This is a genomic window from Borborobacter arsenicus (genome assembly GCF_003934165.1).
Classification (GTDB): domain Bacteria; phylum Pseudomonadota; class Alphaproteobacteria; order Rhizobiales; family Rhizobiaceae; genus Pseudaminobacter; species Pseudaminobacter arsenicus.
In genome coordinates, this window is sequence record NZ_ML133510.1 from 210,842 (window position 1) to 224,305 (window position 13,464).

Genomic DNA, 13,464 nt, shown 5'->3' on the forward strand with positions numbered 1-13,464 from the left:
GCTGGATCAGGGGTGTCTTTTCATCAGACGTCTGACCCGGTTGCGCAGGATACGCGCCATGTTGCGGGTCTCGTGATAGAGATGCAGTTGCGAAGCCGCCTGGCGTGCGGCCTTGTCGGCGCCGGGCGTCAGACCGATAACGATCGTTCCCATCGGCTTTCGCTCAGACCACAACCGGCTCATCACCGGGTGGTCGGGAACGGCGCAGGAGTCCGTCATCGTGATGTTGGGATCGTCGAGATGCTGTCTGGTCACCTCCATCATCAGCAGCGTACCGGGTGAGAAGCCGGCATAGCGTTCGTCATAGGTCGTCTTCCAAGTATAGGCGACACCGGCTTCGATGAACACGACCAGGCAGGCGATCACCTCGCCGTCCAGTGTCAGCGAATGGATACGGCACAGATCCTGCTCGGCCAGCCGGTGCACCGCCTCGCGCGCGAAGGCGGCGCGATAGCGGTCGATTGCCATGGCCGTGCGCTTGCGACCCTTCCAGCCGGCGGCTTCCAGCGTCAGGAAGGTTTCGATGCCATGGCGGACGTCTTCCTGCCGGCGCATCACGATGTGTTCCAGCAGGCCATTTTCGGCTAGACGGCGTTTGAGCCTGCGGAACTCCCTGTAGTGATGCGCGCGCAGCGACTCCTTGAGGTAGTCGTCGCCCTCGAGCTCGCTTTCGAGCCACGGCCGCTCGGCCGCATCGGTGGCGATCAGGGTAAGCCCGCGAGTCTCGGCCACCGTGCGCAGGACGCCCGCCACGGCACCGTCAAGCCGCATGTCCGGCAACACGAACACTGTCGGCAACTTCAGATGCGGTCGCGACAACATGGCGAAGAGATCCTCGATCACGCTTGCCGGATCGTCGCGATCGATCAGCGGATTTCCAAGGGGCCCGAACGGGGTCGACCATGTGCGCAGTATGGGAATGCCAAGCGGCCCGGCCGGCTTTTCGATCGAGAAGGGCACCAGCAGGCGCAGCCTGTTGCGGTAATCATCGCCGTCGCGGATGACGGCGAGCCGTACCTCACGGTCTTCCAGACGCGGCATTGCCGGAGCCAGAAAGCGCGGATTGAAGAAGATATTGGGTTCGATCGTCCTGGTGCAGAGATGGTCCAGTTCCTCGATAAGATCGAAGCCTGCGGATGCCGGATAGATCGACAGCCGCCGCAGCGGTCTGTGATTCTGGATGAGTTCGATCTGTGGCCGGTCGGCGGGCGTATCGGCAAAGTCGGCGAGGCCGGAAATCATCGTGCCGGCCGGGCCGCCGCTGGTTTCCTCCAGAAGGGGCACTGCCGCCATCAAAGTACTCCCTGTGTCCGGGTCGCCGGCATGAAGATCGCCATCGCAATGCCGAGCTTGCGCCAGACGGTGAAGGCAAGGACAGCTGCCTCGAAAATCATGGCGACGGATGTGGCGATGGCAGCACCCCAAAGGCCGAAATGCGGAATGAAGGCCATGTTGAGCCCGATATTGAGCGCCAGGGTGAGCGCATAGACCAGGGCGCAGACATTCTGGTTGCCGCTCATCGTCAGCAGGCTTTCGCAGGGGCCGACCGCAGCACGCGCGACGACGCCGAACACCAGCAGGAACAGCAGCGGATAGCCGGCGTCGAAGCCGGGGCCGAACAGCGACAGGATCGGTTTGCCGAGCCCAAGGACAACGAGCGCCATCACCAGCGAGGGCCAGAACGTCCAGGAGACGGTTTCCCGCGCGAAGGCCGCCAGCCGTGCCGTGTCGCCATGGGTGAACTGCGCGTAGCGCTGGGCAACGCCGGCCTTGACCGCGAAATAGACGAAATGTACCAGTGCCAGCGTTTTTACGGTCGCAAAATAGACCGCTACGTCGTCCGGCTTCATATAGAGGCCGATCATCAGCACATCGGCATTCGTCAGGATGAAGAAAAAGCCTTCGACCAGGAAGATCGGCAGCGAAATGACCAGCCACTGGCGCAGATGAGACTTGCGCGGCCCAGCAGGGACCCGGCGATCGACGCGCCGGGTGACGGTAACCAACTGGATGATCGTCGTGGTGTAGGTGGCGAGGATCGTGGCGATGACTGCGGTAGTGGCCGTGGGCGCATAGCCGGCCAGAAGAGCAGCCGCCATGAAGGCAAGGATGAGGATTGGCCGGGTCAGATAGGTTGGCGAGAGCGCCGAAATTGCCCAGGAATGCGCGCGGGATATGCCTTGCAGGACGTCCGACAGGGCAATCATCGGCATGCAGATAACGCCAAGGATGAAAGGCACGACGTAATAGCTTTCCATAGTCCCGGAAAGCAGCCAGATTCCGAGCGCTCCCGCAAAGGCCAGAAAGGTAGAGGCAGCCAGCACGAACAGGCGGCTGGTCAACAGCACGCCGCGTAGTTCCGGCAGCATCCCCTTGGCGCGATATTCGGGAATGAAGCGGATGATCGAGGTGTGGAAGCCCAGGCAGGAAAGGTTGCCGACGATCACCATCGTCACCCAGACCAGAACGAAAATGCCATATTCGAAGCTGCCCATCCAGCGGGCCAGAAGCACCTGGCTGACAAAGGCGATGGCGGCATTGACGATGCGGATGACAAAGGCGATCAGCGACATGCGGCCGGCCTGGCCGCGCTCGTCGGCGGTGAACAAGGCCGTATCGATTGCGCCAAGCAACGGCCTTGCCCGTAGCGCCAGGCGCGCGGGTAAAAGTCGCTCAGCCGTCGATGCCGCGGAAAACCGCACTCCCTACACTCCGGATCCGTTCTCCTGGGTCATAGGCGAGACTGTTTAAGAAACGGTTCGGCTTGCCGAAAACGAAAACGGCCCAGCTCTGGGCCGGGCCGTAGTCCAATCGATGGATGCGAAAGTGCCTTATACGAAGGCGCCGTGGCAGTGCTTGAATTTCTTGCCCGAACCGCAGGGGCAGGGCTCGTTGCGGCCGACCTTGCCCCAGGTTTGGGGGTCCTGCGGGTTGCGATCCTCAGGCGCGACGGTGCGTGCATCGTCAAGCACGGCTGTGGCCGTATTGCCGAACGCATCTTCGCCCGTGGTTTCGTCGATATGGTGGCCGAACGTGTCCGGCGCTTGCGGCGGCGGGGCCTCCGCGGCCTCGCGCACCAGTTCGACACGCATCAATTGCGCCGTCACTGCCTGGCGCAGGTTGCCCAGCATGGCCTGGAAAAGCTCGAAGCCTTCGCCCTTGTATTCGTTTAGGGGGTCACGCTGGCCGTAGCCGCGGAAGCCGACGACGGAGCGGAGATGTTCCAGGTTGACGAGATGCTCGCGCCACAGATGGTCGAGCGTCTGCAGCACGACCGAGCGCTCGACATAGGCCATCACCTCGGGGCCGAAGCGCCGCGCACGGTCCTCGGCGACGGCATTGGCCTGTTCGGTTATGCGGTCGCGGATATCGTCCTCGGCAATACCTTCTTCCTTGACCCAATCCTCGATCGGCAGGTCGAGATTGAGATACTGGATAACCGCCTGATGGAGTCCGGCGGCATCCCATTGCTCGGAATAGGCATTTTCCGGAATATGCTGGGTGACCAGATCGTCGATCACGTCCTGGCGCATCTCGGCGACGGTTTCGGAGAGGTTTTCTCCTTCCATCAGCTCGATGCGCTGGCCGAAAACGACCTTGCGCTGGTCGTTCATGACGTCGTCATATTTCAGCAGGTTCTTGCGAATGTCGAAGTTGCGGGCCTCGACCTTCTTCTGGGCCTTCTCCAGCGCCTTGTTGATCCAGGGATGGATGATCGCCTCGCCTTCCTTCAGGCCGAGCTTCTGCAGCATTCCGTCCATGCGGTCGGAGCCGAAGATGCGCATCAGGTCGTCTTGCAGCGACAGAAAGAATTTCGAGCGGCCGGGGTCGCCCTGCCGGCCCGAACGGCCGCGCAGCTGATTGTCGATGCGGCGGCTTTCATGGCGCTCCGTGGCGAGAACGTAGAGCCCGCCGGCGGCCTGCGCCTTTTCCTTCAACCCGGCGATGTCGTCATGGATCGCCTTTTCCCTCGCCTCGCGCTCCGGCCCTTCCGGCATGTCGCCAAGCTCTTCGGCAATGCGCATCTCGGCATTGCCGCCGAGCTGGATATCCGTGCCGCGGCCGGCCATATTGGTAGCGATGGTGATGGCGCCCGGCTTGCCGGCCTGCGCGACAATCGACGCCTCACGCTCATGGTGACGGGCGTTGAGAACCTCGAAATCCTTGAAGCCGTCCTGGCGCAGGCGCGCGGCGAGCTGTTCGGATTTCTCGATCGAGGTGGTGCCCACCAGCGTCGGTTGTCCCCTTGCATGGGACTCGCGGATCTCGCGCACGATCGCCTGGTACTTTTCCTCCTCGGTCCGATAGACCTCGTCGTCTTCGTCGATGCGGGCGACCGGCTTGTTGGTCGGGACTTCCGTCACCTCAAGCCCATAGATGTTGCCAAACTCCTCCGCCTCGGTCGAAGCCGTGCCGGTCATGCCGGCGAGCTTTTCATACATGCGGAAATAGTTCTGGAACGTCACCGAGGCCAGCGTCTGGTTTTCCGGCTGGATGGTGACGTGTTCCTTGGCTTCCAGCGACTGATGGAGGCCTTCGGAGTAACGGCGTCCCGGCATCATGCGGCCGGTGAATTCGTCGATGATGACGATCTCGTCGTTGCGGACGATATAGTCCTTGTCGCGCTGGAACAGGCGATGGGCCTTCAGCGCGTTGTTGACATGGTGGACGATGGCGACGTTTTCCACGTCATAGAGCGACTCGCCCTTCAGATGGCCCGCCTCGCGCAGCAGGTTCTCCAGCTTCTCGGTGCCGCCTTCGGTGAAGATCGCCGTCTTCTGCTTCTCGTCGACCTCGTAATCCTCGGGCCCGAGCTGCAGGATGAAGGCGTCGATGGTGTTGTACATTTCCGAGCGGTCCTCGAGCGGACCGGAAATGATCAGCGGCGTGCGCGCCTCGTCGATCAGGATCGAGTCGACCTCGTCGACGATCGCGTAATTGTGACCGCGCTGAACCATCTGGGCGCGTTCATATTTCATATTGTCGCGCAGATAGTCGAAGCCGAGCTCGTTGTTGGTGGCATAGGTCACGTCGCAGGCATAGGCCGCGCGCCGTTCTTCGTCGCTCATGCCATGGACAATCACGCCGACCGTGAGGCCGAGGAATTTGTAGATGCGGCCCATCCACTCGGAGTCGCGCTTGGCGAGATAGTCGTTGACGGTGACGACATGCACGCCCTTGCCGGTCAGCGCATTGAGATAGACGGGCAGGGTTGCGACCAGCGTCTTGCCTTCGCCGGTGCGCATCTCGGCGATGCCGCCGGAATGAAGCACCATCCCGCCGATGAGCTGGACGTCGAAGGGCCGCATGCCCAGTGCGCGCCTTGCGCCCTCGCGCGCGGTCGCAAAAGCGGGTATGAGCAGATCGTTCAGATCGGCGCCATTGGCGATATCCTGGCGAAATTGCGCGGTGCGGGCGCGCAGTTCGTCGTCTGACAGGGCACGCAGTTCGTTTTCCATGGCGTTGATGGCTTCAACGCGTGGCCGCTTGGACTTGACGCGGCGGTCATTGGAGGAGCCGAAAATCTTGCGGGCGATGCCGCCAAAGCTGACCATCAAGAGGCCTTTCAGTTTGTATTTCCCGACTGTACGCCAGCAAATAAGCTGCGATCGCCAGAACAGGTCCAGACAACAAAAGCGCCCTGAAACGGCTCTGGACGCCAAGCCGATGGACAGATAAGAGGGGGCACAGACGATGTCAACGTGGCAGCGTTGATGGGAGCCGTGCCGAATTTGGCCATATTTGTGCCGGCTTGAAGGCTCTGCCAACCCCCACGGAGAATTTTTGATGCCCTTTTCCATTCGACGCGCATCGGTTGCCGGCTTCGGCATGTTGCTTGCGCTTGCGGCTGCACCGGTTTCGCAGGGTATGGCGCAGGAAACGCAGCCTCCAGCCGCAGCAGATCCGGCGGCAAGCCCGGTCGATCCCGAGGCGGTAGTGGCGACGATCAACGGCAAGCCGATCACCGAAGCCGATCTCAAGATCGCCGAGGATGACCTCGACCAGCAGTTTTCCCGCCTTCCGGCCGAGCAGCGCCGCGCGGCAGCCCTTTCGGCGACCATTGAAATCCGGCTTCTGGCAGCAGAGGCAGAGGCCAAGGGCCTTGACAAGGAACAGGATTTCCAGCGCCGCATGACATTCCTGCGCGAGCGTGCCCTGCACAGCGCCGTGGTGGATGCGGAAGTCGGCAAGAAGATTACGGATGAGGAGATCCGTGCCCGCTATGACAAGGAAATGGCGGCTGCTCCGGCGGTCAACGAGGTCAGGGCGCGGCATATCCTGGTGAAGACCAAGGAAGAGGCCGAGGCCGTCATCAAGCAGCTCGACGGTGGCGCCAAGTTCGAGGATGTCGCCAAGGAGAAATCCTCGGACGGTTCGGCGGCACAGGGCGGTGATCTCGGCTATTTCGGGCCGGGCCAGATGGTTCCTGAATTCGAAAAAGCAGCTTTTGCGCTCGATGTAGGCGCCTATAGCAAGGAGCCGGTGCAGAGCCAGTTCGGCTTCCACGTCATCAAGGTGGAAGACAAGCGGGCCAAGCAGCCGCCGGCTTTCGAGCAGGTCAAGGATCAGGTCCATTCCATGTTGCTGCGCGACAAGTATTTCGAACTGGTCAAGTCGCTGCGTGGCGCAGCCAAGATCGAAGTCGCCGATCCGGAGCTGAAGAAAGCTATCGACGCCATGGCCCAATAAAGGGGCGTGACTGGTTGCGTCGCCATTTGCGACGGGCCCACCCGTTACCGTGAAACCGTCTTGCGCGGCTTTGCGGTATCGGGCACATCTGCAAAGTTTCATATTTCCGCCGATTGAGAACCATGTCCGAGACGATTTCGCCGCTCGCGCCGTCAAAATATCCCAAAATGCCTGCGGTCGAGGGAGTGCGCATTGCCACTGCCGAGGCCGGGATCAAATACAAGAACCGGACCGACCTGCTGACCATGGTGTTCGATCCCGGCACCACGGTCGCCGGCGTGTTCACGCGCTCGAAATGCCCATCCGCGCCGGTCGATTTCTGCCGCGACAACCTTTCGGGCGGCCGTGCGCGGGTGCTGGTGGTGAATTCCGGCAATGCCAATGCCTTCACCGGCAAGAAGGGCAGTGAATCGACAGCTGCAACCGGCAAGGCCGCGGCGGACGCCGCGGGCTGCACGCCAGGCGATGTCTTCCTGGCCTCCACCGGCGTGATCGGCGAGCCGCTCGATGCCGGCCGCTTCTCCCATCTGCTTTCCGGCATGGTCAAGGATGCCAGGCCCGACCTCTGGACCGAGGCGGCCAAGGCGATCATGACCACCGACACCTATCCCAAGGTCGCCACTGCGACCGTCAAGCTTGGCGATGGCGAGGTGACGCTGAACGGCATTGCCAAGGGCGCGGGCATGATTGCGCCCGATATGGCCACGATGCTTTCCTTCATCGCAACCGATGCGCCGATCGATGCGTCCGTCCTGCAGGAGCTTCTGTCCAAAGGCGTCGGCCCGACCTTCAATGCGGTCACCGTGGACAGCGATACCTCGACCAGCGATACGCTGCTTCTGTTTGCGACCGGGGCAGCCGCCAAGCGTGGCGTGGCGCCGATCACGCAGCCCGGCGATGCGCGTCTTGCACCGTTCAAGCGGGCGCTGAACAAGATCCTCAAGAATCTTGCTTTGCAGGTGGTGCGCGACGGCGAGGGCGCGCGCAAGCAGGTCGAAGTCACCGTAACCGGGGCAAAGTCGGCTCGTTCGGCCAAGCGCATCGCGCTTGCGATCGCCAATTCGCCGCTGGTCAAGACGGCGGTGGCCGGCGAGGACGCCAATTGGGGCCGCGTGGTGATGGCCGTCGGCAAGTCCGGCGAGCCTGCCGATCGCGACCTGCTCTCGATCTGGTTCGGAGACAATCGCCTTGCCCATAATGGCGAGCGCGACCCGGGCTATTCGGAGGAACAGACTTCTGCCTATATGAAGCGCGACGAGATCGTCATCCGCGCCGATATCGGTATCGGGAGAGGCAAGGCCACGGTTTGGACCTGCGACCTGACCAAGGAATATGTTGCCATCAATGGCGACTACCGGAGCTGACGTCCGGTGACCGGCGGAGAGCCAACGAAGCCGGAACTGGCGCAAGTGAGGCGCTACGAGGCAGCGGGCTTTCGCGCCTGGCCGGCAGCCGCCGTCCACTATGACGGCACCTGGGTGGTGCGTCTCACCGCCGGCCATCCGGCAAAGCGCCTGAACTCCATCAATCCGCTCGACCCGAGCGACGTCAAGAACCTGCCCGAGCGCGTTGCCCGTGCCGCAAGGCGGTTCGAGGCTTACGGCCGGCCGCTGACCTTCCGGCTGTCGCCTCTGTCCGGTGAGGTTTTACCACGCTATCTCGACGATCAGGGCTGGAGCAGCCTGTCGGAATCCTTGGTCATGCGGGTGCGGCTCGACGCCGTCCCCGTCAATGATGCCATGGACCAGATACCGCTCAAGGACATCGGCCGTTTCATCGGGGCGGCTCTGAAGGTGCACGGCTCCTCGCCCTTGTTGCGGCCGGGCCTGTCGGAGATCATCGGCGCCATCCGGCCGGAGGCCGGGCTGTTCGTCCTGGAGAGCGATCGGCCGCTGGCCACGGCCATCTGCGTTCATGACGGCGATCTTGCCGGCCTGTTCGAGATTGCCACCGATCCGGCCGAGCGCGGCAGGGGGCATGCCAGGCGGCTGGTTTTGTCGGCGCTGAAATGGGCGCGGCTGCGCGGCGCCCGTGAAGCCTGGCTTCAGGTCGAGGCCGACAACGCTCCAGCCCGCCATCTCTACGAGTCGCTCGGCTTCACCGCCGTCTATCATTACCATTATCGGCGTCCGCCAAATGTCTGAAGCGATGAAAGAAGATGGCAAGAGGATCCTGCTGGTTGCGGCCTGCGCGCTGGTCGATGCCGACGGGCGTGTCCTCCTGTCACAACGGCCGCCCGGCAAGCAGCTCGCGGGCCTGTGGGAGTTTCCGGGAGGCAAGGTCGAGCCGGGCGAGACTCCCGAGGAAACGCTTGTGCGCGAACTGCTGGAAGAAATCGGCGTCGAGACCAAGACCGCATGTCTGGCGCCGCTGACTTTTGCCAGCCACAGCTATGACGACTTCCACCTGCTGATGCCGCTTTATGTCTGCCGGCGCTTCTGGGGTACGCCGCAGCCGCGCGAAGGGCAGGTGTTGAAATGGGTGCGTCCGCTGAAGATGCGCGATTACCCGATGCCCCCGGCCGATGCCCCATTGATCCCCTTCCTGATAGACCTGCTCTGACCGCCATTACCCGGTAGCGTTAATCAATCCTTTATTCAGCCGTGAAAGATTGACCGTGCCTTCGGCCGCATGGCCTTGGGCAGGGCATGTTGGGGGCGGTCGATGAATCCGGAAGAGCAGTGGAACCTGGTGCGCGGCGAACGCGCCACACGCTTTGAAAGTGCCGGGATGGGCGCATTGCGCATCACGCTTCTGTTCGGGTCCGCCGTGATTGCCCTTGCCCTGCTGGCTACGCCCGTTCTGGATATGCGCACGCGTCCGCACGCGGGAAGTGTTGCCGGACTCGATATGATGAGTACCGGCTCGACCCATCGTGGCGAGGTCTACACGATCCGCCGCAGTGTGCTTCAGCCCAACCCTGATGCGGTCTGCATCATCCGCTCCAATGGTCAACGCAGCGGCGAATGCTGAGCTGCGGCTCAACCCATTGTTAAGCTTGCCGCATTAACCTTTCTTAATGGGTTCGCCTTAGGGTGTCCGAAAAGGGACAGCCATGATGCAAAAGCGGATCCGGCAATTTGCGAGTGATGAGAGCGGCGCTACCGCCATCGAATACGGGCTGGTTGCGGCGTTGATTTCAATGGCGATCGTCGTCGGTGTCGGCCAGTTTGCCGAGTCGCTCGAATTCCTGTTCAGTGATAACGGTAGCCAGATCGTGCAGGCGCTGGGAGATTAGAGCCTCGAGAAGCGTAATCGCGGATCAATCTTTCTTTTCTCCGAGAATTTTCGCCAGCGAGACCTGTGCCGATCCGGGCTTAAGCGGTTTTTGCTGTGAGGCGTCAGGCGCCCAACCCGCCAGCCAGACAATCGAGAACGTGGCCCGGATGCGCCCGTCGGCATCGGAGAAGCGCTCGGCATAGATTTCGGCGGCACGTTGGAAAAGTCTGCGCGTACCCGGCCGGCGCGACCGATCGACAAGCGCATTGGCCCCACCCATGGCCCGAAGATCGGCCATCAAGTTGAACAGGGTGTCGTAGCGAACCGTCACCGTGTCGACATCGGCGACCGGCAGTGCAAAGCCGGAGCGTTGCAGCAGGGCGCCTGCATCCCTCACATCGGTAAAGGGAATGACGCGCGGGCTTGCGCCGCCGTAAAGCTCGGTTTCGGCCGCAAGCAGGCTCTCGCGCAGTTCCGACAGGGTTCCCGCACCCGCCATCGCCCCCATGAACAGGCCGTCCGGTTTCAGCGCGCGACGAATCTGAGCCAGCATTCCGGGTATGTCATTGGTTTCCTGAAGCGCCAGCAGCGACACCGCCAGATCGATGCTCTCGGGTTCGAGCGGCAGGATTTCCGGTTCCGCCACCAGGCCCGGTACACCCGCAAGAAAGGTTGGATCAGCCTCGATCCGCCGCACCTTGTCTGCCCGTCCGCTAGCCAGCACCGCCTCGCCAGCTGCTGCCGTGATGCAAAAGACTGTGACGGCATTGTCGAAATGCCGCTCGACCCCTGCCAGCCGCTCGGAAAGTTCGTCGGCCACGCGTTCAAGCAGGAAATCCGCACCGGGAACCGCTCGCGCAAGTGCCCGACGCTTGCGTTCGATCAGCAGGCCGGTGTCGAAAAGAGGTTGCAAATGCCTTGTCCTTGATAAGGGCGTAGGGTTCGACCTATGGTCCTCCTGGAGACCGTTTGCAAACTCTACCCTCCCGGTCATCTGACGCGGCTTTTTCCGCTTCCGGTGCTCACGTACCTAAGTACGCTCCGCTCCGGTTCTCGAAAACCCGCGCCATATGCCTCGGCAGGGCGAATTATCAAACGATCTCTTCGCCGGGGGACTTCGTGGCCGATCCGATGCCGCAATTCAAGAGTTTTGCTGCGCGCTCGTTGCATTGGGCGGGGCGGGTCCTGTTTCCGCCGGTCTGTGCCGGCTGTCGTCGCCATGTTTCGCAGCCGGGCGCACTTTGCGCATCCTGCTGGCCGCAATTGCGCTTTCTGGAAAAGCCGTGGTGCGAGGTCATGGGCACGCCCTTCAGCCATGACATGGGCGAGGGGTTCCTGTCGGCGGAGGCCATCGCCAATCCGCCACCGTTCGAGCGGTCGCGGGCGGCAGTGTCCTATAGCGGTGTCGCCAGACCTATGGTTCAGGGGCTGAAATATGGCGACAGGACCGATCTGGCCCCATGGATGGCGCGCTGGATGCTGCGCGCGGGCGCCGAACTGATTGCCGATGCCGATGTCGTCGTGCCGGTGCCGTTGCACTGGCGCCGCTTCCTGTCCCGTCGTTTCAACCAGTCTGCCGAGCTTGCACGCGCGGTCTGCAGCCTGTCCGGCGTGCAATTTGCCCCGTCAGCGGTCGTTCGCATGAAGAAGACGCGCCAGCAGGTAGGCCTGCCGCGTCGCGAGCGCGAGGACAATGTGCGCGCGGCGTTCCTTGTGCCGCCGGAGCGGGACATCGAAATTCGCGGGCGGCGCATATTGGTGGTGGATGATGTCTATACCACCGGTGCGACCGTCTCGGCGGTGGCGAAAGCCCTGAAGAAAAGTGGCGCAACGGCCGTCGATGTGCTGACCTTCGCGCGCGTGCTGCCGGGGGACTTCCGGCCCGATGACGCAGGCCCTATATAGGCCATATGATACCGGGACCGGAAAATGGTTGATGTGACGATCTATACCCGCGCAATGTGCGGCTATTGTTCTGCGGCCAAGCGGCTGCTTGACCGCAAGGGCGTTGCCTATACCGAACATGATGCGTCGTTCTCGCCGGAACTGCGGCAGGAGATGATCAAGCGCTCCAATGGCGGCTTCACTTTCCCGCAGATTTTCATCGGCGACGTCCATGTCGGCGGTTGCGACGATTTGCATGAACTCGATGCGCGGGGCCGTCTCGATACGCTGCTTGCCACCGGCAAGCTCTCTTGAGGAGAGGTGAGTATGGGTATGTTCAAGGCCGCCGCGATTCAGATGCGCTCGGGCACCGAGCCGCAAAGGAATGTCGCTGATTTCGAGGCGCTGGTCCGCGAGGCTGCGGGGCAGGGCGCGGTTTATATCCAGACCCCTGAAATGACCGGCGCCATCATCCGCGACCAGGAGGCGCGCCGTGCTTCCTTCACCACGCAAGACCGCGACATTGTGGTTGCAGCGGGCGCGCGGCTTTCACGCGAACTCGGCGTCTTCCTGCATATCGGCTCCACCGCAATCGTGCGTGCCGACGGCAAGCTTGCCAATCGGGCGCTGCTGTTTTCTCCCGATGGCGCGGCAATCGCCAGCTATGACAAGATCCATATGTTCGACGTCGATCTGGACAATGGCGAAAGCTGGCGCGAATCGAATGCCTATGAGCCCGGCACGCAGACGGTCGTTGCCGACCTTCCCTTCGCGCGGCTGGGCTTTGCCATCTGCTACGACGTGCGTTTCCCGCAGCTTTTCCGCGCCGAGGCGCTTGCCGGCGCCAACGTGATCACTGCGCCGGCCGCGTTTACGCGACAGACCGGCGAAGCCCACTGGCACGTGCTGCAGCGCGCCCGCGCCATCGAGAACGGTGCCTTCATGATCTCAGCCGCACAGGGCGGCAAGCATGAGGATGGACGCGAAACCTATGGTCACTCGATCATCGTCGATCCCTGGGGCCGGATCATAGCCGAGGCGACGCATGACGAACCCGGTGTCATCATCGCCGAGATCGACACGGCGCAATCCGTCGCGGCACGCAAGAAGATCCCCAATCTGAAGAACGCTCGCGAATTCTCCACAAGCGAAGTGGCTGCCGCCGATATCCTGCTGAGAGGCGCGGCGTCGTGATCCGCTTTTCGCTAACCTGCGAGCATTCGCACGACTTCGAGGGCTGGTTCCGCAGCAATGAGGATTTCGACGCCCAGCGCAAGCGTCGGCTTGTCGAATGTCCGGTTTGCGCGTCGCATAAGGTGGAAAAGGCGTTGATGGCGCCTGCCGTCTCCACCGGCCGCAAACAGGAGAAGGTCGCGCTTGCCATGAACGAGCAGCAGCGTGCGGCGATGGCCCAGATCAAGGCGCTGACGGCAAAAATCCGGGAAAACGCCGATTATGTCGGCGACAAATTCGCAGAGGAAGCGCGCAAGATTCATTTCGGCGAGACGGATCCCCGCGGCATCTATGGCGAGGCCACGCCCGAAGAGGCCAAGGGCCTGGCGGAAGACGGTGTCGCCTTCATGCCGATCCCGGTATTGCCCGACGACCAGAATTGAGTTTCCGTCGTGGCAGAGGATTTCGGGTCAAGGCTGAAGATGCGACCCGGTTCAG

14 protein-coding genes are annotated in these 13,464 nt (G+C 62.3%); 10 read left to right on the plus strand and 4 right to left on the minus strand.

Annotation, left to right across the window (positions count from 1 at the left end; genetic code table 11):
• Positions 1–6: 6 nt before the first annotated feature.
• From EET67_RS04725 to secA, 3 genes are all read right to left on the minus strand, one after another.
• On the minus strand, positions 7–1,293 hold the full coding sequence (locus EET67_RS04725) for a GNAT family N-acetyltransferase (RefSeq protein WP_128625063.1): 1,287 nt from the start codon (positions 1,291–1,293) through the stop codon (positions 7–9).
• Positions 1,293–2,702 carry a lipopolysaccharide biosynthesis protein gene (locus tag EET67_RS04730; RefSeq protein WP_128625064.1) on the minus strand — a complete coding sequence of 470 codons (1,410 nt, stop codon included), beginning with the start codon at positions 2,700–2,702 and terminating at the stop codon, positions 1,293–1,295. The genes EET67_RS04725 and EET67_RS04730 overlap by 1 nt, the downstream gene beginning before the upstream one ends.
• A 129-nt stretch (positions 2,703–2,831) precedes the next feature.
• Positions 2,832–5,555, minus strand: coding sequence for a preprotein translocase subunit SecA (secA, locus tag EET67_RS04735; protein WP_128625102.1), 2,724 nt, complete (start codon positions 5,553–5,555; stop codon positions 2,832–2,834).
• 232 nt (positions 5,556–5,787) lie between these two features.
• Here secA and EET67_RS04740 point away from each other — a divergent pair, with 232 nt between their 5' ends.
• The 6 genes from EET67_RS04740 (at position 5,788) to EET67_RS04765 (ending at position 9,928) form a co-directional block, all read left to right on the plus strand.
• Complete coding sequence (locus EET67_RS04740; RefSeq protein WP_128625065.1) at positions 5,788–6,690, plus strand: peptidylprolyl isomerase; 903 nt, start codon at positions 5,788–5,790, stop codon at positions 6,688–6,690.
• A 122-nt stretch (positions 6,691–6,812) separates the two neighbouring features.
• Positions 6,813–8,054, plus strand: a complete 1,242-nt coding sequence (gene argJ, locus EET67_RS04745) for a bifunctional glutamate N-acetyltransferase/amino-acid acetyltransferase ArgJ (RefSeq protein WP_128625066.1) — start codon at positions 6,813–6,815, stop codon at positions 8,052–8,054.
• Between the two features lie 6 nt (positions 8,055–8,060).
• Positions 8,061–8,834: a GNAT family N-acetyltransferase gene (locus EET67_RS04750; RefSeq protein WP_128625067.1), complete on the plus strand. Its 774-nt coding sequence runs from the start codon at positions 8,061–8,063 to the stop codon at positions 8,832–8,834.
• 4 nt (positions 8,835–8,838) lie between these two features.
• Entirely contained in the window at positions 8,839–9,252 is a 414-nt protein-coding gene (locus EET67_RS04755; protein ID WP_425359505.1) for a (deoxy)nucleoside triphosphate pyrophosphohydrolase, read from the plus strand.
• 102 nt (positions 9,253–9,354) lie between these two features.
• Complete coding sequence (locus tag EET67_RS04760; protein ID WP_128625069.1) at positions 9,355–9,663, plus strand: hypothetical protein; 309 nt, start codon at positions 9,355–9,357, stop codon at positions 9,661–9,663.
• A gap of 85 nt (positions 9,664–9,748) precedes the next feature.
• Positions 9,749–9,928, plus strand: coding sequence for a Flp family type IVb pilin (locus EET67_RS04765; RefSeq protein ID WP_128625070.1), 180 nt, complete (start codon positions 9,749–9,751; stop codon positions 9,926–9,928).
• 24 nt (positions 9,929–9,952) lie between these two features.
• Here EET67_RS04765 and EET67_RS04770 read toward each other — a convergent pair whose 3' ends face one another.
• Positions 9,953–10,822 carry a methyltransferase domain-containing protein gene (locus tag EET67_RS04770; protein ID WP_128625071.1) on the minus strand — a complete coding sequence of 290 codons (870 nt, stop codon included), beginning with the start codon at positions 10,820–10,822 and terminating at the stop codon, positions 9,953–9,955.
• A gap of 206 nt (positions 10,823–11,028) precedes the next feature.
• Between EET67_RS04770 and EET67_RS04775 the strand changes: the two genes are divergently transcribed.
• From EET67_RS04775 to EET67_RS04790, 4 genes are read left to right on the plus strand one after another with little or no spacing between them, the layout of a single operon-like run.
• Positions 11,029–11,814, plus strand: a complete 786-nt coding sequence (locus EET67_RS04775) for a ComF family protein (protein ID WP_128625072.1) — start codon at positions 11,029–11,031, stop codon at positions 11,812–11,814.
• 24 nt (positions 11,815–11,838) lie between these two features.
• The gene (gene grxC, locus EET67_RS04780) at positions 11,839–12,108 is read left to right on the plus strand and encodes a glutaredoxin 3 (RefSeq protein WP_128625073.1); all 270 of its coding nucleotides are present in this window, start codon (positions 11,839–11,841) and stop codon (positions 12,106–12,108) included.
• Positions 12,109–12,120: 12 nt separating this feature from the next.
• Positions 12,121–12,987: a carbon-nitrogen hydrolase family protein gene (locus tag EET67_RS04785; RefSeq protein ID WP_128625074.1), complete on the plus strand. Its 867-nt coding sequence runs from the start codon at positions 12,121–12,123 to the stop codon at positions 12,985–12,987.
• Entirely contained in the window at positions 12,984–13,409 is a 426-nt protein-coding gene (locus EET67_RS04790; RefSeq protein ID WP_128625075.1) for a DUF1178 family protein, read from the plus strand. Before EET67_RS04785 ends, EET67_RS04790 begins: the two co-directional genes overlap by 4 nt.
• Positions 13,410–13,464 lie beyond the last annotated feature (55 nt).

Excerpts from the sequence above, each read along its gene's own strand:
- EET67_RS04740 (WP_128625065.1), top strand. The coding sequence starts at position 5,788 with ATGCCCTTTTCCATTCGACGCGCATCGGTTGCCGGCTTCGGCATGTTG.
- grxC (WP_128625073.1), top strand. The coding sequence starts at position 11,839 with ATGGTTGATGTGACGATCTATACCCGCGCAATGTGCGGCTATTGTTCT.
- secA (WP_128625102.1), bottom strand. The coding sequence starts at position 5,555 with ATGGTCAGCTTTGGCGGCATCGCCCGCAAGATTTTCGGCTCCTCCAAT.
- EET67_RS04760 (WP_128625069.1), top strand. The coding sequence starts at position 9,355 with ATGAATCCGGAAGAGCAGTGGAACCTGGTGCGCGGCGAACGCGCCACA.
- EET67_RS04765 (WP_128625070.1), top strand. The coding sequence starts at position 9,749 with ATGCAAAAGCGGATCCGGCAATTTGCGAGTGATGAGAGCGGCGCTACC.
- EET67_RS04785 (WP_128625074.1), top strand. The coding sequence starts at position 12,121 with ATGGGTATGTTCAAGGCCGCCGCGATTCAGATGCGCTCGGGCACCGAG.
- EET67_RS04755 (WP_425359505.1), top strand. The coding sequence starts at position 8,839 with ATGAAAGAAGATGGCAAGAGGATCCTGCTGGTTGCGGCCTGCGCGCTG.
- argJ (WP_128625066.1), top strand. The coding sequence starts at position 6,813 with ATGTCCGAGACGATTTCGCCGCTCGCGCCGTCAAAATATCCCAAAATG.
- EET67_RS04725 (WP_128625063.1), bottom strand. The coding sequence starts at position 1,293 with ATGGCGGCAGTGCCCCTTCTGGAGGAAACCAGCGGCGGCCCGGCCGGC.